The following is a 22,793-nucleotide window of genomic DNA, read 5'->3' on the forward strand; positions in this document are numbered from 1 at the left end:
CGCCTTCCCCTCCGTCATGCTCGGGCTTGACCCGAGCATTCAGACCAGCGCCTAGAATGCCATGCACGTTTCTCCGCGGGAAGTGGATCCTCGGGTCGAGCCCGAGGATGACGAGATGAGAGGTTGGCGTCCGACGTCAGCACTACCAGCAAACAAAAGGCCCGGTTTCCCGGGCCTTTTGTTTGCGTTGGGTTTGAAGCGGTTGCCATACTGAATCATGGCAACGCCTTATCCCTCTGTTTTTGCATCATTCTGCCAGCGGCGTGCGAACTGCGCTAGGTTCAAGCCGCGCGACGGCGATGACCACCGTTCCCGGCGTAAGCACCTTGCGCATTGCCGAGGTTGAACTGGGCGAGAAGCGCGTTGAGCGAGGCGGCTTCCGAAGCCAAGCCGTGGCTTGCCGCTGTCTGCTCTTCCACCATCGCCGCATTCTGCTGCGTGCCCTGGTCCATCGTGTTGACCGCCGTGTTGATCTCCTGAAGCCCCGTCGACTGTTCGCGCGTCGCCGTGACGATCGCGCTCACATGCTTGTTGATCTCCTGCACTTCGGCGACGATCGTCTCCAGCGCCTTGCCGGTATCGCCGACCAGCGTCACGCCGCTGCGCACCTGGTTGCCCGAGGTGGTGATCAGCGCCTTGATCTCCTTGGCCGCATTGGCCGAGCGCTGGGCAAGCTCACGCACTTCCTGGGCAACGACGGCAAAACCCTTGCCGGCTTCACCGGCACGGGCCGCCTCGACGCCGGCGTTCAGCGCCAGAAGGTTGGTCTGGAAGGCGATGTCGTCGATGACGCCGATGATGTTGGAGATTTCGCCCGACGACTTTTCGATCGCATGCATTGCCTCGACGGCATTGGCTACGACCTCGCCGGACTTCTCGGCGCCAGTACGGGTGCGGGCGACCAGCGCACCGACTTCCTCGGCGCGGCGGGCGGAATCCTTGACCGTGGTGGTGATTTCTTCGAGGGCCGCTGCCGTCTCTTCGACCGAGGCTGCCTGCTGTTCGGTGCGGCGGGCCAGATCGTCGGCGGCCGAACGGATTTCCGTTGCACCGGCATCGATGCCGCGGGCGTTCGCCCCGACGGCGCAGAGCGTGTCGTGCAGCTTGGCGACCGAGTTGTTGAAGTCGGCGCGCAGCCGGTCGAGACGATCGGCAAACGGATTGTCGATGCGGTAGGCAAGATCACCCTCGGCCAGGCGGCCAAGACCAGTTGCCAGACCATCGACCGCCTGCTGCACTTCGGCCGCATCACGGGCATCGCGGGCCTGGCGCTCCAGACGCTCGCGCTCCGACAGCGACCGGTTTGCGTCCGCCTCGTCTTCGAGACGGGCGCGCTCGACCGCATTGGCGCGGAAGACGGCAACGGCGGCGGCCATCGAGCCGATCTGGTCGCGGCGGTCTTCGCCGGGGATTTCGACCTCGAGGTTGCCGGCCGCAAGCCTCTCCATCGCGCCGGTCATGTCGGTGACCGGGCGGATGACCAGGCGGTTGAGGAAGGTTGCAAGGAAGACGAGCATGACGCCGACGGCGAGAATGGTCGCGACCGTCGCGGCAATGCGGAACTGGTCGATGGCGGAATAGGCGACATCGGCGTCGATGACGAAGCCGACATACCACTCGACCGAAGGCAGGCCCTGAACCGGGACGAAGCTGACGATCATCGGCTTGCCGTCGAGTTCGGTGTTCATGATGCCGGAGCCGATCGTCGGCGTGTCGTTCGGGAAGGCATCGGAGAGCGTCTTGGTGACGAGCTTGGAATCCGGATGGACGAGGATCTGGCCGTCCTTGTTGGCGAGGAAGGCAAAGCCCTCACCGCCGACGTCGATGCCCTTGACCATCGATACCAGCGTTTCCAGCGAGAAGTCGCTGCCGGTGACGCCGTAAAGCTTGCCGTCGCGCTTGACCGGAACGGCAGCGCTGATGATGAGGTCGCCGGTCGAGGCGTCGACATAGGGCTCGGTGAGAACGCGTGCGTCGGCCTTGACGGCCTGCTGGTACCACGGGCGCTGGCGCGGATCGTAGCCGGCCGGCATCGGATTGTCCGGCCAGGTGATGAACTTGCCGCTCTCATTGCCGACATAGGTCGAGATGAACTCGTTCGTCAGTACGTCGTTCTTGAGGATCGGCTGGACACCGTTGTCGTCGGTCGCACGACCGGCAGCGTCGGCCACCATCGCCGTCAATGTGACGCGGCCGTTCAGCCACTTGGCAACGCTCTGCGCCGCCTGGACGCCGGAGGACGCGATGTTTTCTTCGACCGCCTTGGTGGTGGTATCGTGCTGAAGCGTGTCGATATAGACGGAAAAGCCGGCAAACGCGGTGACAACGACACAGGACGCGGCGACAAGAATGCGCGTCATTAGGTTCGATCGCTTGGACAAGATGGGCTCCTAACAGGGGCCGGCGTGCTTCGCCGGACATGAGCTCTCGATGATTTTCGCGCGCAGCATCGCTCAACCGCCGGAATGGTGGTTGGTCGAGCCTCGGGAAAACGTTGAACATGCCAAAAAGGCGGGGCCAGCCATGCCTCATGCGGCCGGGGCCACCCTCATGAGGGTAGGCCTATCGCGCCGCACGCTAGCGATCGCTATTTAAGAAGCGATTAAAATTGACATATGCAAGTTCGGGATGCCGGCAGCAACGCGATCTTCACAATGGGGCGGCTAAAAGGCCGCCCCGACTTTGCTTGTCCCAACGTGGGGAAACGGCGCCGCAAAACGTCCGAAAGCATGCCGCGATCGCTGCAGCGCCGCGCGTCAAATATGACGCGCAAAGGACGCTGTAACGCTTGAATCCTGCTACATAATTTTCTCCTTAAATCGATTCCGATTTAAGGAATTATGCAGTAGGCTTCGACTATTGCGCTTTAAGCTCTTGTTTTTCTTGCGCACGTCGTTGTCGCAAAACCGCTGCGCACTTTTGCGCGCCATGCTTCAGCGACGCATGAAGGCCTCGAAGGCAGCCCTTGCCTCGGCACTTTTCAGCTGCGCCGCGAAATGCTTCGCCTCTTCGTCGATGCGCGCGATCACGTCGCTGCGATCACCACGGACGAGATCGCGGGCGATGCGCAGTGCGTCCGGCGGCTTCTTGGCAAGGCGCGTGGCGAGTGACAGCGTCTCTTCCTCGACAGCATCCTGGCCGACGATCTTCCAGATCAGCCCGGCCTCGAGCGCATCGCGCGCCTCCAGCGGTTCGCCGGCGGCAAGCAGCGCGAAGGCGCGCTGATGCCCCATGATACGCGGTGCGATCAGGCTCGATGCCGCTTCCGGCACCAGGGCCAGATCGACGAAGGGCGTCTTGAAGACCGAGCGGGCGGACGAGATCGTCAGGTCGCAATGCAGATGGATCGTCGTGCCGATGCCGATCGCGAGCCCGTCGACACCGGAGACGACCGGCTTGGCCGCGCTCGCCAGCGTTTTCAGAAAATCGATGACCTCCGTGCCCATGCTGCCGCCCATGGCAAACGCCAGAAAGTCGGCCATGTCGTTGCCGGCGGAAAAGCACCCATCGGTGCCAAGAAACGCGGTAACGCGAACGGCGGGATCGCTACCGGCGACGGTCAGTGCGTTGGTCATCTTCGCGTACATGTCGCGCGTGATGGCGTTCTTCTTTTCCGGCCGGTTGAGGCGGATGACCTGGACACCCGGATAGGCATCCGGACGTTCGACAAGCACCTGGTCGGTCATGATCTTTCCTCTCAACCCAAGACGGCGCGCGCGGCAGCGAGGCTGTCGGCGCCGGTAACGACACGATCCTTCAAGGCGGAAGTTTCCGCCAGCATGTTTTCCGCGGCAAAGCGGCTGAGAGCGATGCGCTGCTCGTCCTTGCCGTCGGACGCTTCGGCGAGACCGCCCTTGGCGAGATAGACGCCGGTCAAGGCGAGGCCGAACAGGCGCTGATAGGCGGTAGCGCCGGCGAGCGCTTCGGTGAGCTTGCCGGCCGAAACAGCTGCAATCAGCCATTCGGTCGCGTCGGAGAGATCATCGAGCGCCGCATCGAGCCGGGCTGCCGTGTCGCCGAAACCGCCCCGGTTCGACGCGCGGACCGCCGTCCCGATCTCGCGCAATTCGGCAATAAACCCGCGGACATGCTCGCCGCCCGAAAGTGGCAGTTTGCGGGTGACGAGGTCGATCGCCTGGATGCCGTTGGTGCCCTCATAGATCGGGGCGATGCGCGCGTCGCGCAGGTAACGGGCGGCACCGGTCTCCTCGATGAAGCCCATGCCGCCGTGCACCTGGATGCCGAGCGAGGCGACATCGACGCCGGCATCGGTGGCGAACGACTTGGCAATCGGCGTCAACAGGCTGGAGCGCTCCTGCCAATGCCTGGCCTTGTCGCCGTCTGTCGCATGTTCCATGTCCACCGCATGGGCACAGGCATAGGCGATGGCGCGCGACCCTTGCGTCAGGGCCTTCATCGTCAGCAGCATGCGGGCAACGTCGGGGTGCTCGATGATCGGGCTCATGCCCTGGCCGGACCAACCGGGCGCCTTGCCCTGCGTGCGCTCCTTGGCAAAGGCGATCGCCTTCTGGGTGGCGGCGTCTGCGATCGCGACGCCCTGCATGCCGACGGCAAGCCGGGCGTTGTTCATCATCGTGAACATACAGGCAAGGCCGCGGTTCTCCTCGCCGATGAGGTAGCCGACAGCACCTTTCTCGGCGCCGAATTTGCCGTCGCCATAGATCATCGTGCAGGTCGGCGAACCGTGGATGCCGAGCTTGTGCTCGAGCGAGTGGCAGAACAGATCGTTGCGTTCGCCGAGCGAGCCGTCGGCGTTCACCAGGAACTTCGGCACGAGGAACAGCGAAATGCCCCTGGTGCCCGCAGGCGCATCCGGCAGCCGCGCCAGAACGAGATGGACGATATTGTCGGTGAAGTCGTGTTCACCCCAGGTGATGAAGATCTTCTGGCCGAAAATGCGATAGGTGCCGTCGTCGCGGCGCTCGGCCCGCGTCTTGAGAACACCGAGATCGGAGCCGGCATGCGGCTCCGTCAGGTTCATGGTGCCGGTCCATTCGCCGGACACCATCTTCGGCAGGTAGGTCGCCTTCAGCGCCTCCGAGCCGTGCTTCTCCAGCGCGTCGACAGCGCCCATGGTCAGCGTAGGGCTGAGCGCGAAAGCCATCGAGCCGGCGTTCCACATTTCCATGGCCGCGACATGCAGCATATGCGGCAGGTTCTGGCCGCCGAATTCTTCCGGCGCCGTCAACCCGTTCCAGCCGCCGCCGATCCAGTTGTGATAGAGATCACGCCAACCGTCCGGCGTCTGAACCTTGCCATCGACCAGGCGCGAACCCTGCCTGTCGCCGACGTCGCCGAGCGGCGCCACTTCCTCCGTCGCGAAACGGCCGGCTTCTGACAGGATCGCATCCACGAGATCCTCCCCGAGGTCGCCAAGGGCGCCGCTTTCCAGCGCGCCGGCCATGCCGGCCACGTGCTTCAGCGTGAATGCAATCTCGTCAACGGGTGCCTTGTACATGATGATCCTCCCAGATACCGGAGCGCTTTCGCAGCTTCCGGCGCATCTTCGTTTGGCCGAACACTATTGATTTTTACGTAAACGTCAACGTCAATTCAGCCCCTGTGGCGATGGCTGCCGGCCAGGACAGCCCTGTAACAAAACTGTCATCAACGACGCATAGAAGCCAGTAACGATGGCCCTCGCCAAGGCGTTCAAATGAACCTGATTTCCCCTGAGATACCCGGCCTCGTCTGGGCTTACCGCTTTCTGCCGGGCGAAAGCCGATGCCAGCGCATCGCCAACGATGCCTCGATCGACGGCCTGCTCAAGGGCGACGGCTGGATCTGGCTGCATCTGGCACTTTCGGACGCCCGCACGCCGGCGCTCATCGAGCGGATCGGCAACCTGCCGCCAACCGCCGTAACGACGCTGACCAGCCACGACACCCAGGCCGCCATCACCGTTTCCGATGACATCGTGCACGGAACGCTGGTCGATTTCGAACGCACCTTCGATGCGGTGACGAAGACGATCGGCTGGCTGCATTTTGCCGTCAGCGACAGGGTGATCATCACCACCCGGCTGCATCCGCTGCGCAGCATCGACCGGGTGAAGGCCGCGGTCGAAAAGAGCACCAAATGCGCCCGGCCGATAGACCTCTTCGAGATGCTCGTCGTCGAGTTCCAGCGGACGCTGATCTCGCTGGTGCTCGAACTGACCGAAGAACTGAACGTCATCGAAGATCATGTCTATGGCGAGGCCGGTCACCGGCAGCAGCCGGGCCTTGCGCCCTTGCGCCGGACGGTGGTTCGCCTTCACCGGCATCTGCGCACGATCCTTGCTTTGCTTCGCCGCGCCGGCGCTTCGGAGGAGGACGAGGTGCCGCCCGGTTTCATCGACGTCACCGAGCGCCTCTCCGATCGGCTCGAGGCCGTCGACCGCGACGTCTTCGCGCTCCAGGAGCGCGCCAGGTTGCTGCACGAGGAGATCGACAGCAAGATTTCGTCCGAAACCAACCGGCACCTCTACATTCTGTCGCTGATGACGGCCTTCCTGCTGCCGCCGACGCTGGTCACCGGTTTCTTCGGCATGAATACAGGTGCCCTTCCCTTCGCCGATGGCAGCGGCACGCTGTATGCGGCGCTGTTCATCGCGCTTTCCATAGGCCTTGCCTGGTGGATCCTCAGGCGGATCGGCATTTTGTAGCCGCAACCCGATATGACAAAGGCCGGGGTTACGCCCCGGCCTTCTGCAACGTCCCGCCTTAGCTATAGGGCGAGTAGCACTGCCGGCGCGGGGCGCCATAGGGCTGGTAGGTGTTGTCGTAAGCCCTGTACGAGCGATAGCGGTCGTAGCACCACTGAACATGGCGATTGGGGTAATTTGTCGGCGGTCTAGCGATCGCGCCGCCGATGATCACGCCGGCTCCGAAAGCAGCCATCGGATACCACCAGCCATTGTAGTAGCGATAGCCCGGGCGGCGATAGTTGTAGCCGCGATAGCCATTGTAATAGTAATATCCGCCGCGACGCTCCATGCCGGGACGACGATACTGAATCTCAGTGGCATCCGTCTGCCGCTCAACACGTGGCGGCGTCGGCATGAAGGCCTGCGACGGTGCGGCCGAGGTCACCAAGACCGCAACGGCGATCACTGCGGAGAACCACTTGCCTGTCATTGTCTTCATCAAATCCTCCATAAAGGGCTCCATGCGTCGCTCCTGACGCGTGCGGATCGGCATGACAACTCCACTTTTGCGCGATTTCATCCCCGTGTCGATACCGATCCGGGGACATTCCTCAGCCGTGCCCCAACTGGTAAAAACCGAAATCGCCTCACAACGCATAAGTGACGGGTTTTGTTCCATGTTCGGCATCCGGGCCAACCCTTGCGCCCGCGCCGGCGCACGCTTGAGCCAAGACGCGATCGAGCGCATGGAAGCTGTAAAAAAGTGGCGCATCGACCGGCCAAATGCGCCGACAAGCCTCCGAAAGAAGCTCCTGATATACAGCCGTAGGTCTGTATACATTCGCGCCCGTCTCAAGCACAGTCGCCATGGGGACTGGGATTTACGATCAATTAACTGTCAATTAACTGTAGTGTCGGCAATCTCATTGAATGGCTAAGCGGTATATCTCCACCTTAAGGATGATTCTGCGCCTCGCGACCCTTCTGGGTCTGGCTTTCGCGGCGGCGAATGCACGCGCCGGCGAGCTGGAGCCCTGGAAATCGAAATCAAACGCCATCATCGTCGATGCCTATGAGATGAACAGCATCGACTGGGAGGTAATGCTGGCGGACAAGCGCATCTCCGGCTTCATCGCCAAGGCCTCCGACGGCTTGCCGGAAAGCTTCTCGTGCACCGGCGACCATGGCGGCGACACGGTCGCCCACTGCAAGACGATGTGGCGAAAGTACGCGGTCAGCCGCGAGCTCTACCAGACACGGCGGATGCTTGCCCGCTCCCATGGCCTGCTGTGGGGCGCCTATCATCTCGCCCGCCCGGGCAATCCGGTCGATCAGGCCAATCACTTTCTCGACTATGCCGATCCGCGCGACGACGAGTTGATGGTGCTCGACCTCGAGGGTATCGATCGCGAAAAATACATGTCGCTCGAAGATGCAGCGATCTTTGCCGGACACATCAAGACCCGCACCGGCCGCTACCCGATGCTTTACACCAACCACGTCACGGCGAAGTACATCGCGGCAAACCGCTCCAAGCATCGCCTGCTGTCGCGGCTTCCGCTCTGGTATGCCCGCTACAAGCCGGATATCCGTCAGGTTTTCCCGATGGGCAACTGGAACAGCTATGCGCTGTGGCAGTTCTCGTCGGGGATCAATTGCGGCAAACGCCGCTGTCCCTACCGCGTGCCCGGCACGCTCGACGACATCGACGTCAATGTCGCGGCGATGAACAGGACCGCGTTGCGATCGATCTGGGCCGGTGGGACGTTGCTGCCCGAAAAGCCAATGCCGTTGATTTTCGTAGCCATGGCCGATGAGGGGGCCGGCACATCCAGCGCTGCCGAGGCAGCGGCTACAATCGAAAGCCAACCCTTGCTCGTCAGCCGTGCCCAAGCTGTGAGCGCAGCCGGTGAAGGCGTCGACATGATGGCGACCGGATCGATCGATTTCGGCCGACACGACCGCGCGGTGCGGCTGGCGGCCAGCCGCTGATGGGCCGGCCGCGGGGAATACGCCCCCCGCGACCGTCACCACTGTCAGGCTTCGATCTGCACGTCTCCGAGCGGCCGGGAGCAGCAGGCAAGGATGTAGCCCTCGTCGATTTCGTCGTCGAGAATGCCGCCATTGTGGTTCATCTCGACCTCGCCGGCGACCTTCATCACCCGGCAGGTTCCGCAGATGCCGCCTTCGCAGGCCGCACCGATCCTGACGCCATTGGCCCGCGCCGCCTGCAGGATGGTCTGGCCGGGCCTGGCCTCGATCTCCTTGCCGCTCATGGTGAAGACCACCTTGGCACCTTGCGCGTCGGCGTCGGCTGCCGCCCCTGCCCTGACTGCGATCTCCTCGGCTGCCGGTGCTGCGGCCGGCTGGAAGCTTTCCTCGTGGTAGCGGCTCATGTCGAAGCCGGCCGCCTTCAAGAGCTCGCGCACGCCGCGCATGAACGGTTCCGGACCGCAGCAGAAAACCGTACGCTCCATGAAATCGGGCGCAAGCAGCGGCAGCTTGGCGCCGTCGATGCGACCGCGCAGCCCGTGCCATCCGTGCCGGGCCTCATGCCCCTCGACCACAAATCCGAGGTTCAGGCCGGACATCTGGCGCGCCAGCACTTCGAGCTCCGAGCGAAACAGAAGATCGTCCGGCCGTCGGGCGCAGGAAATGAAGGTGACGTCGGTCTCGGGAATGCAGTCCGCCATCCACCGCGTCATCGACATCATCGGCGTGACGCCGGAACCCGCCGATATGAAGAGATATTTTTCGCCGGGATGCCGCACGAAGCTGAAATCGCCGAGCGGGCCGAAGGCTTTCAGCCGCATGCCGGGCTTCAGATGATCAAACATCCAGCGCGTGCCGATGCTGTCAGCCTGTGCCTTGACGGTGACAGCGATCGACAGCGGCCGGGAGGGCGTCGACGACAGGGTGTAGGTCCGCATCACCGGATCGTCGCCAGCGACCGGTAGTTCGAGCGTGACGAACTGCCCGGGCAGATAGCGGAACCAGGCCGGCTTCTCGGGCCGGAAGGTAAAGGTCATCACATCGGCGGTCTCGACGACCGCCGATGTGCATTCGAGCATATGCTGCCTGTCGATCCAGACATGAAGCTCATCGAAGTGATGAAACGAGGATGCCATCTGCATGTCAGGCGACCCGGAAGAGCGGTGCAGCGGCGCCCTGCAGGCGCTGTTCCATGAACTTGCAGTACCACTCGACGAACTGCATCACGCCGCCTTCGTGATCGGGCGAATAGGGGCCGGGCTGGTAGGCCGGAGAACGGATGCCGAAGGCGTTCTCCTCGACGATCTGCCGGTCCTGGTCGTTGGTCTCGGTCCAGACATGCGTCAGTTCCTCGAGATTGTAGTCGACACCTTCGACGGCGTCCTTGTTGACCAGCCACTTCGTCGTCACCTGCGTCAGCTCGGGCCCGAGCGGCAGGACGCGGAAGGTAATGGCATGGTCGGCCAGCACATGGTTCCAGGTCGACGGATAATGGAAGAGCAGGAGCGTGCCGATATGCTTCTGGCTGACGTCTGCAGACAGCTGCCGCCGCACGGCGCGGGCACCGGACAGGGTGTAGCTCTCGGCATCATCGATCAAGGGCATGCGCGCCGAGCGGAACTGGCCGGTATCCGACATGCGGAACTCGCTCGGCAGACCGGCCGCTTCGCACTTCGCCCAGTGCGCGGCAATGACCGGATCATCCTTGGCGCCCTGCACACCGGTCGCCGTCGGCGCTTCAGGATAGGTGCGGCAGAGTTCGGGATGATTTGCGGCGCAATGGTAGCACTCGCGGTTGTTTTCCCAGACGAGCTTCCAGTTGCCCTTCTCGATGATCGTGCTTTCGAAGGCGACCTTGGTTTCGCCGAGACGATGCGGGGCGAGATAGGGCGCGACCATGTCGCGGAACGGGGCGAAATCCATCGGCTGTTCGGACAGATTGATGAAGATGTAGCCGCCGACCGTCTCGCAGTGGATCGGCTTCAGGCCGTGGGCGGCCTTGTCGAAATCCTCACCCATCTGACGGGCGAAGAGCAGCGTACCATCAAGCTCGTAGGTCCACTGGTGATAGGGACAGACGAGCTTGGCCGAGGAGCCCTTGTGCTGCGAGCAGACGCGAGAGCCGCGATGGCGGCAGGAGTTGTGCAAAGCGCGGATCGTACCCTGCCGGTCACGGACGATAACGACGGGATAGTCGCCGACCTGGACGGTGAAATAGTTGCCGGCGCGTGGGATCTCGCAGTCATGGCCGATGAACAGCCAGTCCTTGTACCAGATGCTTTCGAGATCCTGCCTGTAGTAGTCGGGGTCTATGTAGAAGGCCCGGTCGAGGCTGTAGCCGTCGCGTCGACCCTTCAGCTTGCGGAGCATATCGCCCTTGATGTCCATGTCCTGTCCTCGTTCGCCTTGTTTCGGAGAGGCAGGACTGGAACCCGCGCAGGCGCATTGCCTGTGCGATCACGGCTCCGATCCGGCTGCCCGCCGCAACCCGTTACGGTCTATTCGCGTCAAGGCTGGTTTCCGGGCTCAGGAGCCGTCCGCAAGGACCAGCCCGGCGCCTTCCCGGACGATACCGTCCAGTGGCTTTGTGCCGAGGCTTTCGCTCCACCACCGTTGCGGGGGCAGCGCCGGGATTTGACCGGCTTCCCAATTCTCCGCCCTCCCTAAAAGGCGGCACCTTGAGTAGGGATATCTAATCGCGGAGCCCGCCGTCGCAACTGCCGATTAACGACATCCGATTCCAGAAAGACGACACCGCCCATCGAGTGTCCGAAACGCCTCATGCTTGATCATTTTTCATTGTAAACAATGGGATAGATCAAGGATTGGGCAATTGTCGCTTTTTCCGGCAAGGCTTGCGTGAAAGCGCGTGACCTTCGCCAGTTTGCGACATGCCTTCTCGTTTCGCTGAGGCGGATCCCCGCACGTGCGTGAAATCTTCCATTAACCATAATGCATTAGCGTCGCCTGACGGAGAAACCGGCCGAACCGGCAAACAGCGCATTGAAGTTCATGGCAAAGCTCAAATACTACGACGCCGCAGCCGAGAAGCTGCCCACGATCGCTCCGAAAGTGGCGGCCCATACGGAATTCCTGCGCACCGGCCGGATCGATCGACGCCAATGGTCGCAGCGCGAACGGCGTTATCTGAGCTATGACGAGGTTGCCGAGCGCACCGGCCACAAGCTGACGACCGCTGGCGAAACGACGCACAAGCGGATCAACGGCTTCCATACCTCGATCCAGTTTCCGAAGATGATCTTCCACCGCACGCTCGCCGGCCGGCCGCATCTGGGATATTGCCACGTGACGGCGGCCAGGACGCATCTCGCCCAATCCAAGGACGTCACCTGGTCGTTCTATTTTGCCAACTTCTTCTGCGACCTCGGCGACGAAAAACACTTCTTCGAACGCATCCAGACCGGCTATTCCCGGATGTATTTCGCCGTCGCCATTGAACCCGATGCGCAGGAGGGTCAGATGACCATCAATCGCAGCGTCCGCGACAACGGGTTGATCTTTCGCACCGACGACCCGAAGGTTGCGCTCAAGAATGTCCTGATGCTTGGCGCACGCGACGAGGCACTGAGGCGCATCATCCGCAGTCTTTGAACAGCCGACCCGCATCCCTTGAAGAAAATCGTTCTGTTTTCGACGTGGCTCCTTTAAGGAAGCCTCGGAAAGGGAAACGGAAGCGACATGGCCGAAATCATCGATACACGGACCGAGCCGGAACGGGCGATCGAGCGTGCCTGCACCGTGCTTGCCGAAGGCCAGCCCGTCGCTATCCCCACCGAGACGGTCTACGGCCTGGCAGCGGATGCCACCAATCCGGATGCGATCAGCCGCATCTATGAAATGAAAGGGCGTCCGCGCTTCAACCCGCTGATATCGCACGTGTCCGATATTGCGATGGCCGAAGCCCATGTGACATTCGACCCATTGTCCCGGCGCCTGGCCGAAGCCTTCTGGCCTGGACCGCTGACATTGATCCTGCCCCAGCGCGCTGCAAGCTCCGTGCATGCGCTCGCCTCGGCCGGCCTCGACACGCTCGGCATCCGCATGCCGGACGGTTTCTCCCGTCGGGTGATCGCCCGTTTCGGCCGCCCGCTCGCGGCCCCCAGTGCCAATACCTCGGGCAAGATCAGCCCGACCAGTGCTGCCCATGTTGACGCCGATCTCGGCCCACGCCTCAAGCTCATTCTCGACGCCGGCTCGGCGGAGATCGGCCTTGAATCGACGATCATCAAGGTTGAGGACGGGGCGCTGCATCTGCTGCGTCCGGGCGGTCTCGACGTCTGCGAAATCGAAAAATTGACGGGCCTTGCCGTCTCGAGGCCCGAGAGCGCCGGAGCGACGATCGAGGCGCCTGGCATGCTCGCCTCGCATTACGCGCCGGGTGCGGCGGTACGGCTTGCGGCCGGCGACGTGCGCCCGGGAGAAGCCCTGATCCGCTTCGGCAATGCAGCGCTGCCGGGCGAAGAACACGCCGCGATCGTGCTGGACCTCAGCCCGGCAGGCAGCCTGCGCGAGGCGGCTGCCAATCTTTTCGACTATATGAAGAGGGCGGACGCCAGCGGTGCCGCAACCATCGCCTTCGGCCCGATCCCTTCCGAAGGGTTGGGCGAGGCGATCCTCGACCGGCTGCAGCGTGCGGCCGCCCCCAGAGACTGATCGACCGACACTGAAGCGCCGGCGGGCGCATTTGCGAAGGCAGGGCCATGACGACGACGCTCCCCTCTCCCGAACTGATCGCCTCCTTCATCGACATCGTCGGCAGCGCCAATGCGCTGACGAACCCGGGAGACCTTGCGCCCTATCTCATCGAATCCCGCGGGCTCTATAAGGGCACCACCCCCATGGTGCTTCGCCCCGGTTCCGTCGAGGAAGTGTCGCGCATCATGAAGCTTGCAACCGCGACCCGAACGGCAATCGTTCCGCAGGGCGGCAACACCGGCCATGTGGCGGGTCAGATCCCGCGCGAAGGCAAGGCCGATATCGTCCTGTCGCTGCAAAGGCTGAACCGGATTCGCGATCTCGACCCCGTCGGCAATGTCATCGTTGCCGATGCCGGCTGCATCCTCGCCGACATTCAAAAGGCGGCCGACGACAACGACAGGCTGTTTCCGCTTTCGCTGGGGTCGGAAGGCTCGGCCCGCATCGGCGGCAACCTATCGACCAATGCCGGCGGCACGGCAGTGCTTGCCTATGGCAACATGCGCCAGCTTTGCCTGGGCCTTGAGGTGGTGCTACCGACTGGCGAAGTCTGGGACGGGCTGCGGCGGCTGAAGAAAGACAATACGGGCTACGACCTGCGCGATCTGTTTATCGGTGCCGAAGGCACGCTTGGCGTGATCACCGGCGCGGTGCTCAAGATGTTTCCGAAGCCCCTTGGCCATCAGGTAGCCTTTGCCGGCGTCGGCAGCGTCGAGCATGCGCTGGCTCTCTTCGACAAGGCGTCAAGCCTCTGCGGGACCGCGCTCACCGGTTTCGAACTGATGCCGCGGCTTGGTGTCGAGTTCACGACGAAGCACATTCCTGATGTGCGCGATCCGATGGAAACCGTTCACCCGTGGTATGTGCTCATCGACATTTCCACCTCCGACTCCGCCGAAAGCGCCGAACGCATGGTGCATGAACTGCTGGAGCAGGGCATCGTCGCCGGTCTTGTCGAAAATGCGGTGATTGCGACCAGCGAAGAACAGCGCAAGGCCCTGTGGCACATGCGCGAAAGCATGTCGCCGGCGCAGAAGCCGGAAGGCGGCTCGATCAAGCATGACGTTTCCGTTCCCGTTTCGAGCATTCCGGCCTTCATGAAAGAGGCCGATACTGCCGTCATGCGGGCGATGCCGGGCGCGCGCATCTGCTCGTTCGGCCATATGGGCGACGGCAACATTCACTACAACATCTCGCAGCCCGTCGACGCCGACAAACAGGCCTTTCTCGATCGCTGGCGGGAAATGAACGCCATCGTTCACGGCATCGTGCTGAAATACAACGGCTCGATCTCGGCCGAACACGGTATCGGGCAGTTGAAGCGCGACGAACTCGCCGAGGTCCGCCCAGAGATCGAGATCGAGCTGATGCGCCGCATCAAGCACGCCTTCGACCCGGCGGGCATCATGAACCCCGATAAGGTGCTGCGGGCGGACTGACGGCGCTGTTTACCGGCCGCCGGCTCTGAGTTGTGCCAGCGAAAACAATGCGTCGGCGCTGATGCCGCCGCCGCTGCCGCCCGTCAGGATGGCAAGCCCCGGATTGACGTCGGTGTTGTTCTCGACGTCGTAAAGCGCGGTGAAGCGCTTCAGCAGCTTTTCGAGCTCCTGCGGATCCTGTAGGTCCTTGATGTCCATCAGGCGTTCGATGTAGGCGGCCTGCATCTCGATCTTGGCGCTCGCCAAGCCCTCGGGCATGCTATAGGCGGTTCGAATGACCTGCATCAGCGCGTTGTCGGCGAGCAGGTCGTAGGGCGTGGTGATTTCCGGTGCCTTGCGCTTGAAATAAAGCGCCAGCCGAACGCCGGCATTGTCCTCGCCCTCGCTCTCCTCAAGCGTCTGGTTGAGGTAGAGGTCGAACGTCATGGTGAGCCCACGCCGCGTCTGTATCTGCCCGGCTTCGCCAGTGACGATCTTTCCGTCCTTGTCGAAGTTGAAGCCGGAAACGACCTCGCGATATTTCAAGCCGTTCGGATCGGTATTGATGAAGCTCTTGCGATCGTTGAGGTCGGAGGTGAACATCTGCTTGAGGTAATCGGTGTTGACACCTTCCGGGTCGATGCCAGCGCCAATCAGCACGATATCGACGAGCCGCTTGTCCTTGAGCAAATCGTCGAGCGTCTCGATTTTCTGGATCTGCGTCGTATAGTACTTGCTTTCCTCTTCCGCTTTCGTCTTGGCGACCTTCTTTTCGTCCTCCGTGCCGAAGCGCGATTTCTCGACGATGTATGCCTTGGCAGTATTGACGATGTCGGCCTCGTTCTGCACCAGCTTGGGTGAGCCGAGCGTACCGTCCGCGTTGAAATTGAAAGCCTTCACCAGCTTGATATAGCGTTCGTCGCGCAAGGAATTGGCGTAGCTTGCCGGATTGTTGAGATCGCTCGTCAGAATCTGCTTCAGCTCGCGCGGCGTCAGATCTTCGTTTTCAAGGCCAAAGGCACTGAGCACGAAGGACCGCAATTCGCTGTTGCCCACGAGGTCATCTACCTTGGTCATGGACTTGATCTGCAACTTGTAGCGACTGATCTTGCCTTCGTCCGCTGCGTCGTCAGCGTCGTTGTAGTGGACCATGTAACCATTGGTGGTCGTACTGGTCTGTTCGGCCGTCTGTGCCTTGGTGCCCGCCGGCAGCGTGCCGTCGGGCTGGAAGTTGAATGCGGCGAGCAGAGCCTTGTAGGCCTTGTTGTACTCACCGCCGAACTTGTTCACGTAGCTGTTCGGATCGTTGATGTCGCTGGTGAGAATGTTCTCGATCGTCGCGTTCACGGTCGTGGTGGGCAGGCCGAAAGCGTTTCGGACGTAGTCCGCGAGGCGCGGGTCGGCCACAAGCTCGGCGACGGTCGTGATGGAACCGATCTTCTGTTCGAAGTAATCGCGGTTGAGGATGGCTCCGGAAGGGGTCAGGCGTGGACTGCTGAAGATGTGCGCGTCGTTCAGCATCTTCTTCTTTTCGTCGGTGATCGCCTTGCCGCCCGCAGGAACGCTGCCATCGGCTTCGAAGTTGAAGGCCCCGTTTATCTGCCGATAGGCGTCGAGCATGCTGATCTGCCTGTTCAACATGCTTACTTCGGTCGAAAGCTCGTTCGCCAATGCGGTCGTTTCGCTACCGACCGGCGGCAGCTTGGTGTTGAGGTCAGCGACGATGGCGTTCTTCGCGTCGATCTGGGCCTGGATCGCCGGCTTGTCAGCCTCCGCGGCAGCGGCGAGCTGAGCCGTCAGCGTGTCGATGTCCTGCATTGCAGTTGCACGCGTCTCGAGGTCGGTCAGCGTCTTCATGGCTTCGGTGCGCCGGGTCTGCGCCGCGGTCTGGGAGTTGGCCAGATCCGCCGGCTCGCTGGTCAACGCGTACCTGACCTGATCATAGGAATAGTTACGCGTGTCGATGCCAAAGATGTTGAATGCATATGAACGCAGCCGTTCATTTCCAAGGAATTGATCGACGTTGGTGACGAGATCCATCGCCGCATTGAAATATGCGTTGTCTCCTTTGAGAACAGTGTCGAGATTGGCGACCCGTTCGTTATAGAGACCGATCAGTGCATCCTGCTGCGCCGTCGTCTGCGCGGCGGCCGACGATGTGCTGAAGCTGAACGCCTCGGCAAAGTTGCGGTAACGGTCGTCCGTCAGGCGGTTGGCAAAGCTGTCCTTGTCCTTGAGGTCGCTTTCAAGCACCTTGCGCATGAAGGCCTTGGCATAGGCCATGTCTTCGAGACCGTGTGCCTTCATCGCATAGGAATAGAGACGGTAGTCGTCGAGGAACTCGTCGACCGTTTTCACGTTGCCGATATTTTCCTTGTAGTACTCGGCCTCGCGGGCGACCAGCGGCCGGTCGGCAACACGATTGAGACTGGTCCTCAAGTCGCTCGTGATCCGGCTGTAGTTGAGATAGGTCGAAACCATGCCTGCTGCCCCGTCGCTTACCCAGGGGCGGGTCGCACCAATCCCCCGAAACAGAATTCTGACGCGACATGATTGCACGACAGGCTTGTGTGTGGCTTTTCCCCGGCCACCGCCCGGCCAATGCCAAAAATGCGAGCGCCCGCGTTGACGAAACGGAAACCTTGGCCGCTCGGCTTTTGCTAACCATCGAAAAACGCAAAGTTTTCTTAACCGCGATTTTTAAGTCGGCCGGAAGGGGAGCCGCCTATTCTCCAGCCCATAGAGGACGAAAAGTCCCGAAGAGAAGACCGGAAATCGGCTCTCAAGGAAAAACAAGGGCGATTGAAATGCGCAATACACTCTCTCAACCCGCATGGGTCGAAAACACGCTCCGGCTCGATCCGAAGCGTTTTCCTCAGCAGGCAAGCTACGTCCTGCGTGGCCATACAGGCAATGTCACGATCAGCCTGGACGAGCGTGGCGCGGTTCTGCGCAAGGTGCTACCATCAAGCGGCCTGCCGCTTTCGATCGCACTGCCGGCGCGGGCATTCAAAGGGGTCGCGGCACGCGCGATCGACCACGGCGACGGAGACGTTACAGTGACGCTTGAACTTCATCATGACGATCCGGACCTTTGCGTTCCGCTGCTCGTTGCACATGATCTTTCCGATATCGCCGCCGATTGGCGCGCCTGGGCCGAGGCCTATCGCATTCCGATGCTGATGGTCGAAGCCGATGGCGTTGCCCGCGCGCTGGAAGAGCATCTCGGCGAGGTTCGCACCGCGCCGCTCAAGCCGCGGCGCCGCCATTCCTTCTTTGCCGACCGCCGGCCGCGCTTCCTCGTGCGTCGCTCCACCGGCCGGCTTGGCGTCGCCATGAAGATCGACGGACGCGAAATCATCGCCCGTAGCTGACACCAACCGAAATTCCTCCAGTGCAAAAACCGGTCGTTCCCTGCGACCGGTTTTTGTTTGCGGCTACGGCATAATCCCTTAAATCGGATTCGATTTAAGGAGAAAATTATGCAGCAAGTCCAAAGTGCTACAGCGCCCTTAGCGCGTCATACTTGACGCGCGGCGCCGTAACGTCAAAACGTTCGCGGCCAAATCGAGGTGTTCCTTTGGAAACAGCCGCTTCGCCTTCTTCATGCCATATCGGGCTCATAGCCAAGGTCACGAAAGAAGGAGACACCCGATGCGCAAGCACCTCGCCGCAACCGTTGCCGCAGTCGCCGCCATTTTGCGTGCACGTGCCAAGGCAAAGAAGCGCAAGGCTGTCACGGAAGTAAGCTGGGCCTGACGTGCTCCAGCCTTTGCCGACGCATCGGTAAATACGCAAGACGTGCATCGAGCAATTTGGATAAACGGCCGGATCCTCCGCCAAGACGGAGGATTTTTCACATCAGCCGAACAAAAAGGGCCGTGACGAGCCCGGCGAAGATGATCAGCCCTACGACACCATTGAACTTGAACAAGGCAAGGCATTGCAAGGGGTCGTGAATGTTCAGCACCAGGATCTGATAGATCAGCAACACGGCGGCGACAAGCAAACCGAGATAGGCAAACAGCCCCGCTCCGGCTACGAGAAACGACAACAGCATAAGCACGATGGCAAGCCCGTAGAGCCCGATCAGCCAGGGGCGTGGATTGTCGCCGAAGCGGCGAGCCGTCGACCGCACGCCGATAAGTTCGTCGTCTTCCCGGTCCTGGTAGGCGTAGATCGTGTCGTAGCCGATCGTCCAGGCAATCGCAGCGCCGTAGAGAAAAAGGGGAGCGAGCGAAAGCGACCCGAACTCGGCCGTCCAGCCCATGATCGCACCCCAGGAAAACGCAAGGCCGAGGAAGAACTGCGGCCAGTCGGTAAAGCGCTTGGCAAAGGGATAGATTGCCACAAGTCCCAACGACAGCACGCCGAGCAAAATTGTGAAGGCGTTAAGCTGCAGAAGAACCACGAGCCCGACGAGCGCCTGCAGCACCATGAAGACCTTTGCCTGAAAGCGGGAAACCCGGCCCGACGGCAATGGGCGCGAACGGGTTCGCGCGACTTCCATGTCGATGTCATGATCGACGATGTCGTTGAAGGTGCAGCCCGCGCCACGCATGGCAATGGCGCCGGCGATGAAGAGGAAGCTGTGAAAAACGAACCGGCCAAGCGAAAATTGCCCCGCTGCCGCCGCTGCACCCGAGGCCAGGGCGATCGACCACAGGCATGGCCACATCAGCAATTGCCAACCGATCGGGCGGTCCCAGCGAGCAAGTTGCGCATAGGGCCAGAGCGCGCGCGGCAGCACGCGGTAGACCCAGTTGTTCGACGGGGCGTCGTGGACGCGTCCGGAATCGGCGGAGAACGTGTTCATGCTCCCTGTTTGACGCCGCGCGCCGGGACGGTCAAGCGGTTCGATGCCGCATCGTCCCGACGCTTGCCGGCATCGTTCAGGGAAGGGTGAAGTCGAAGCGGTAAGTGGCCGACAGGCCGACGAGGAACTGGTTGCGGCTGCCGCGCTCGCGCACGAGGCTGGAGTCGGCCGCCGAACCCAACAGGCGGCGATACTCGGCGTAGGCGCCGGTTTCGAGCTTTTCCGTTGCCTGCCAGTTGATCGCCGCGCCAACACCGGCGGAATGCATGCCGCCGTGCGGATTATAGGTGCTGAGGCCGGATGCTGCCGACTCGGCATCGTTCACGCCGTAATAGGCGCTGAAATAGTCGCTGGTGGCAGCCGTCATACGTGGGCCGGCGGAAATGCGAACATTGCTGCTGATATCGATAAAGGCGTCCGCAGTGACATCGGCGACGATGCCATGATGACTGCGAATGCCTTGCCGGACTTCCGCGCGCACGCGCAACCAATCGGTCGGGTAGACTTCGGCGAAACCACCGAGCTCACCACCGAACTTGACTGGGGCGAGCCCCTTGAGGTCGCTGGAGGTGCCCGCGTCGCGTTCGAAAATCAGCTTGCCGGCGACACCAGCGCGGAAACCGCCCTGGTCGAGCAGCGCATAGGACATGTTGTCGTTGCGCGACGAGAAGCGAACGGTGCTGCCGGCCTTGCCAAGCGAGACCAGCGGCGCGGCCTGGAACATGCGCGTGGAGGCGCCCTCGTATTTCGGGCCGAGAAAGCCGGTGGCGCCGACCTTCAAGTACCAGTCGCCGGACCAGAAATACTGGCCGTCACCAGCCGAGGCCGTGCCTGCGGACAACAAAAGGGTTCCAGAAAGGAGGAGAAGAGAACGGATACGCAAGGAACAACTCCGGAAGAATCATTCGCCGGGGCGAAGTTTGAACCGTGTCCCGCGCGCCGGCCAGTGGCGCAATCTGAGAGGACACGGCGCGACATATTGACCTTTGTTCCTACGATTCCGTTAACCAGATCAATTCAGCTCGCGTTTGCCATGCCGGCCACGGCGCCTACCGGCCCTGGTACATTTTCAGGTAGTGACTGGGGGCGCTTCCAAGCATGCGCCGAAACATTGTGGTGAAGGCTGCAACGTTCTCGTAGCCGGCATCGAGCGCGACATTGGTGATCGGCTCGCCGTCCGCAAGGCGCGGCAGCGATGCGAAGATGCAGGCCTGCTGGCGCCAGGTGACGAAACTGACCCCTGTCTCGTTGCGGAACATCCGTGTGAATGTCCGCCGGCTCAAACCCAGGCGATCGGCCCACTGGTCGATACTGGCCGTGGCCGATGGCGCCTCCAGGAACTGCCGGCAGAGAAGCGCCAGCTTCTGCTCGCGCGGGAAAGGCAGGCCGAGCGGCCGCTCATGCAGAAGAGCGATCTCCTCCAAGAGCAGATCCATGATCAGTTGTTCGCGCCGCTCCGACATCGTTTCGCTCTCGACGCTGACCAACGCATCGACCAGACTGCCCGCGAGCGGGGTGATCTCCATCACCATCGGCCGTTCGGCACGCAGCAGCGACGGGGTGAAATAGATCGAGTGCATGCGCACATCGCTGATCATCTCGGTCGAATGCTCGACGCCTGCCGGGATGAGAAGCGCGTGCCCCGGTGGGACGAGCCAACGCCCGTGGGCCGTGCGCAAAAGAACGACACCCTGGCGCGCCCACCACAACTGCGTGCGCGTGTGGCTGTGGAGCGGAACGGTCAGGCCCGCGCCATAATCGCGGCCAAGGGCGAGCACGGCGGAGTTTCCGGCCTCGATCCAGTCCAGGTTCCTGAAGTGGTCGGCGTCGGCCAGTTCGGGCAAGGTTACTCGATGGATCGGCATTGGCCCACTCACGAAAGAACTCGACCACATCACAAAAGCAGGCCATGGGCAACATCAGTAGAGATAATCGTCGCCGCAAACAACCATCGAGACGGCAAGGAACCATCCATGGCAACGGTTACTTCAACGGGGGGCATAACCCCGGAAAAGACGGCATTCTCCGTCATCCTGGCAGTCAGCTTCTGCCATATGCTGAACGACATCATGCAATCGCTGCTGACGGCGCTCTATCCCTTGCTCAAGGCGAACTATTCGCTCGATTTCGTCCAGATCGGGCTTCTGACCTTCACCTTTCAGCTGACCGCCTCGATGCTGCAGCCGGCTGTCGGCATCATCACCGACCGTTGGGCGCTGCCCTATTCGCTGCCGGTGGCGATGCTTTCCACCTGCTCCGGGCTGATCCTGCTCGCGAACGCCCATGATTTTTCGATGCTGCTGCTCGCTGCAAGCCTGATCGGCGTCGGTTCGGCGATCTTCCATCCGGAATCTTCGCGCATCGCTCGCCTTGCCTCGGGTGGGCGGCACGGCCTGGCGCAATCGCTGTTCCAGGTCGGCGGCAATGCCGGCAGCGCCATGGGGCCGCTGCTCGCAGCCTTCATTGTCATCCCCTTCGGCCAGGGGAGCCTCAGCTGGTTCTCGATCGTGGCGATCATCGGCTTCCTCGTGCTCTCCTGGGTCAGCACCTGGTACGTGCGCCACCGCCGCTCGTCGATGAGCAGGCCGGCGCCGAGCCGCGCGCTGCCGCTGCCGAAGAACCGCGTGATCTGGGCCGTCGCCGTCCTGGTGCTGCTGACCGCCACCAAGAACGTCTACATGGCCAGCATCTCCAGCTACTTCACCTTCTTCGTCATCGAGAAGTTCAGCGTTTCCGTGCAGCAGGCGCAGCTGATGCTCTTCCTGTTCCTGGGTGCGGCCGCCGCAGGCACCTTCCTCGGCGGTCCGATCGGCGACCGGTATGGTGCGCGCTTCGTCATCTGGTTCTCGATCCTCGGCGTCATCCCCTTCGCGCTGATGCTGCCCTATGCCAACCTCTTCTGGACCGGTATGCTGTCGATCATCATCGGCTTCATCTTCTCCTCCGCGTTTTCGGCGATCGTCGTTTTCGCGCAGGAACTGGTGCCGGGTCGCGTGGGGTTGATTGCCGGTGTATTCTTCGGCTTCGCCTTCGGATTCGGCGGCATGGGTGCAGCCCTTCTCGGCATTTTTGCCGACCGGCAGGGCATCGAGTTCGTCTACACCATCTGCTCCTATCTGCCGCTGCTCGGCATTCTGACGATCCTTCTGCCGAAGATGCCCGCGCGGCATTAGGCAGACATCGTACGGCAGGCTTTTCAACG

17 protein-coding genes and 1 riboswitch are annotated in these 22,793 nt (G+C 61.9%); of the genes, 7 read left to right on the forward strand and 10 right to left on the reverse strand.

The window, feature by feature from the left end; translation table 11 throughout:
• Window positions 1-281: 281 nt before the first annotated feature.
• The 3 genes from mcpU to BC363_RS29510 form a co-directional block, all read right to left on the reverse strand.
• Window positions 282-2,360 (reverse strand): methyl-accepting chemotaxis protein McpU, encoded by a 2,079-nt coding sequence (mcpU, locus tag BC363_RS29500; RefSeq protein WP_244519977.1) that lies wholly within the window; start codon window positions 2,358-2,360, stop codon window positions 282-284.
• 573 nt (window positions 2,361-2,933) lie between these two features.
• Complete coding sequence (locus tag BC363_RS29505) at window positions 2,934-3,686, reverse strand: crotonase/enoyl-CoA hydratase family protein (protein ID WP_065782711.1); 753 nt, start codon at window positions 3,684-3,686, stop codon at window positions 2,934-2,936.
• An 11-nt stretch (window positions 3,687-3,697) separates the two neighbouring features.
• Window positions 3,698-5,479, reverse strand: a complete 1,782-nt coding sequence (locus tag BC363_RS29510) for an acyl-CoA dehydrogenase (protein ID WP_065782713.1) — start codon at window positions 5,477-5,479, stop codon at window positions 3,698-3,700.
• Window positions 5,480-5,677: 198 nt separating this feature from the next.
• Between BC363_RS29510 and BC363_RS29515 the strand changes: the two genes are divergently transcribed.
• Window positions 5,678-6,667, forward strand: a complete 990-nt coding sequence (locus tag BC363_RS29515) for a transporter (protein ID WP_065782715.1) — start codon at window positions 5,678-5,680, stop codon at window positions 6,665-6,667.
• 58 nt (window positions 6,668-6,725) lie between these two features.
• Here the strand turns inward: BC363_RS29515 and BC363_RS29520 are convergent, their stop codons facing one another.
• The gene (locus BC363_RS29520; protein ID WP_065783034.1) at window positions 6,726-7,139 is read right to left on the reverse strand and encodes a BA14K family protein; all 414 of its coding nucleotides are present in this window, start codon (window positions 7,137-7,139) and stop codon (window positions 6,726-6,728) included.
• A 440-nt stretch (window positions 7,140-7,579) separates the two neighbouring features.
• On the opposite strand from BC363_RS29520, the gene BC363_RS29525 reads away from it, so the two are divergent.
• Window positions 7,580-8,641 (forward strand): GH25 family lysozyme, encoded by a 1,062-nt coding sequence (locus tag BC363_RS29525; protein WP_065782716.1) that lies wholly within the window; start codon window positions 7,580-7,582, stop codon window positions 8,639-8,641.
• Window positions 8,642-8,685: 44 nt separating this feature from the next.
• Here the strand turns inward: BC363_RS29525 and BC363_RS29530 are convergent, their stop codons facing one another.
• Complete coding sequence (locus tag BC363_RS29530; protein WP_065782717.1) at window positions 8,686-9,783, reverse strand: hybrid-cluster NAD(P)-dependent oxidoreductase; 1,098 nt, start codon at window positions 9,781-9,783, stop codon at window positions 8,686-8,688.
• A 1-nt stretch (window position 9,784) separates the two neighbouring features.
• A complete protein-coding gene (locus BC363_RS29535) occupies window positions 9,785-11,029 on the reverse strand; it encodes an aromatic ring-hydroxylating dioxygenase subunit alpha (protein ID WP_065782718.1) in 1,245 nt (414 codons plus the stop codon).
• Window positions 11,030-11,134: 105 nt separating this feature from the next.
• Window positions 11,135-11,337, reverse strand: a riboswitch (cobalamin riboswitch).
• Between the two features lie 316 nt (window positions 11,338-11,653).
• Between BC363_RS29535 and BC363_RS29540 the strand changes: the two genes are divergently transcribed.
• From BC363_RS29540 to BC363_RS29550, 3 genes are all read left to right on the forward strand, one after another.
• A complete protein-coding gene (locus BC363_RS29540; RefSeq protein ID WP_065783035.1) occupies window positions 11,654-12,253 on the forward strand; it encodes a DUF6656 family protein in 600 nt (199 codons plus the stop codon).
• 87 nt (window positions 12,254-12,340) lie between these two features.
• On the forward strand, window positions 12,341-13,315 hold the full coding sequence (locus tag BC363_RS29545; protein WP_065782719.1) for an L-threonylcarbamoyladenylate synthase: 975 nt from the start codon (window positions 12,341-12,343) through the stop codon (window positions 13,313-13,315).
• Window positions 13,316-13,362: 47 nt separating this feature from the next.
• On the forward strand, window positions 13,363-14,796 hold the full coding sequence (locus BC363_RS29550) for an FAD-binding oxidoreductase (protein WP_065782720.1): 1,434 nt from the start codon (window positions 13,363-13,365) through the stop codon (window positions 14,794-14,796).
• A gap of 9 nt (window positions 14,797-14,805) precedes the next feature.
• Here BC363_RS29550 and BC363_RS29555 read toward each other — a convergent pair whose 3' ends face one another.
• Window positions 14,806-17,256: a DUF1217 domain-containing protein gene (locus tag BC363_RS29555; RefSeq protein WP_065782721.1), complete on the reverse strand. Its 2,451-nt coding sequence runs from the start codon at window positions 17,254-17,256 to the stop codon at window positions 14,806-14,808.
• A gap of 326 nt (window positions 17,257-17,582) precedes the next feature.
• Here BC363_RS29555 and BC363_RS29560 point away from each other — a divergent pair, with 326 nt between their 5' ends.
• Window positions 17,583-18,149: a DUF6101 family protein gene (locus BC363_RS29560; RefSeq protein ID WP_065782722.1), complete on the forward strand. Its 567-nt coding sequence runs from the start codon at window positions 17,583-17,585 to the stop codon at window positions 18,147-18,149.
• Window positions 18,150-18,631: 482 nt separating this feature from the next.
• Here the strand turns inward: BC363_RS29560 and ubiA are convergent, their stop codons facing one another.
• From ubiA to BC363_RS29575, 3 genes are all read right to left on the reverse strand, one after another.
• A complete protein-coding gene (ubiA, locus tag BC363_RS29565; RefSeq protein WP_065782723.1) occupies window positions 18,632-19,591 on the reverse strand; it encodes a 4-hydroxybenzoate octaprenyltransferase in 960 nt (319 codons plus the stop codon).
• A gap of 76 nt (window positions 19,592-19,667) precedes the next feature.
• Complete coding sequence (locus BC363_RS29570) at window positions 19,668-20,474, reverse strand: MipA/OmpV family protein (RefSeq protein WP_065782725.1); 807 nt, start codon at window positions 20,472-20,474, stop codon at window positions 19,668-19,670.
• 166 nt (window positions 20,475-20,640) lie between these two features.
• Window positions 20,641-21,456: a helix-turn-helix transcriptional regulator gene (locus BC363_RS29575; protein WP_065782727.1), complete on the reverse strand. Its 816-nt coding sequence runs from the start codon at window positions 21,454-21,456 to the stop codon at window positions 20,641-20,643.
• 108 nt (window positions 21,457-21,564) lie between these two features.
• Between BC363_RS29575 and BC363_RS29580 the strand changes: the two genes are divergently transcribed.
• Window positions 21,565-22,764 carry an MFS transporter gene (locus BC363_RS29580; RefSeq protein WP_065782730.1) on the forward strand — a complete coding sequence of 400 codons (1,200 nt, stop codon included), beginning with the start codon at window positions 21,565-21,567 and terminating at the stop codon, window positions 22,762-22,764.
• Window positions 22,765-22,793 lie beyond the last annotated feature (29 nt).

The sequence above is a fragment of the Ensifer sp. LC384 genome, from assembly GCF_001695865.1.
Lineage (GTDB): Bacteria > Pseudomonadota > Alphaproteobacteria > Rhizobiales > Rhizobiaceae > Ensifer.

Bases quoted from the DNA above. Each gene is read 5' to 3' on its own strand.
- BC363_RS29575 (WP_065782727.1), bottom strand. From the start codon at position 21,456: ATGCCGATCCATCGAGTAACCTTGCCCGAACTGGCCGACGCCGACCAC.
- BC363_RS29550 (WP_065782720.1), top strand. From the start codon at position 13,363: ATGACGACGACGCTCCCCTCTCCCGAACTGATCGCCTCCTTCATCGAC.
- BC363_RS29515 (WP_065782715.1), top strand. From the start codon at position 5,678: ATGAACCTGATTTCCCCTGAGATACCCGGCCTCGTCTGGGCTTACCGC.
- BC363_RS29540 (WP_065783035.1), top strand. From the start codon at position 11,654: ATGGCAAAGCTCAAATACTACGACGCCGCAGCCGAGAAGCTGCCCACG.
- BC363_RS29520 (WP_065783034.1), bottom strand. From the start codon at position 7,139: ATGACAGGCAAGTGGTTCTCCGCAGTGATCGCCGTTGCGGTCTTGGTG.
- BC363_RS29580 (WP_065782730.1), top strand. From the start codon at position 21,565: ATGGCAACGGTTACTTCAACGGGGGGCATAACCCCGGAAAAGACGGCA.
- BC363_RS29535 (WP_065782718.1), bottom strand. From the start codon at position 11,029: ATGGACATCAAGGGCGATATGCTCCGCAAGCTGAAGGGTCGACGCGAC.
- BC363_RS29555 (WP_065782721.1), bottom strand. From the start codon at position 17,256: ATGGTTTCGACCTATCTCAACTACAGCCGGATCACGAGCGACTTGAGG.
- BC363_RS29560 (WP_065782722.1), top strand. From the start codon at position 17,583: ATGCGCAATACACTCTCTCAACCCGCATGGGTCGAAAACACGCTCCGG.
- mcpU (WP_244519977.1), bottom strand. From the start codon at position 2,360: ATGACGCGCATTCTTGTCGCCGCGTCCTGTGTCGTTGTCACCGCGTTT.
- BC363_RS29530 (WP_065782717.1), bottom strand. From the start codon at position 9,783: ATGCAGATGGCATCCTCGTTTCATCACTTCGATGAGCTTCATGTCTGG.
- BC363_RS29525 (WP_065782716.1), top strand. From the start codon at position 7,580: ATGGCTAAGCGGTATATCTCCACCTTAAGGATGATTCTGCGCCTCGCG.
- BC363_RS29505 (WP_065782711.1), bottom strand. From the start codon at position 3,686: ATGACCGACCAGGTGCTTGTCGAACGTCCGGATGCCTATCCGGGTGTC.
- ubiA (WP_065782723.1), bottom strand. From the start codon at position 19,591: ATGAACACGTTCTCCGCCGATTCCGGACGCGTCCACGACGCCCCGTCG.
- BC363_RS29510 (WP_065782713.1), bottom strand. From the start codon at position 5,479: ATGTACAAGGCACCCGTTGACGAGATTGCATTCACGCTGAAGCACGTG.
- BC363_RS29545 (WP_065782719.1), top strand. From the start codon at position 12,341: ATGGCCGAAATCATCGATACACGGACCGAGCCGGAACGGGCGATCGAG.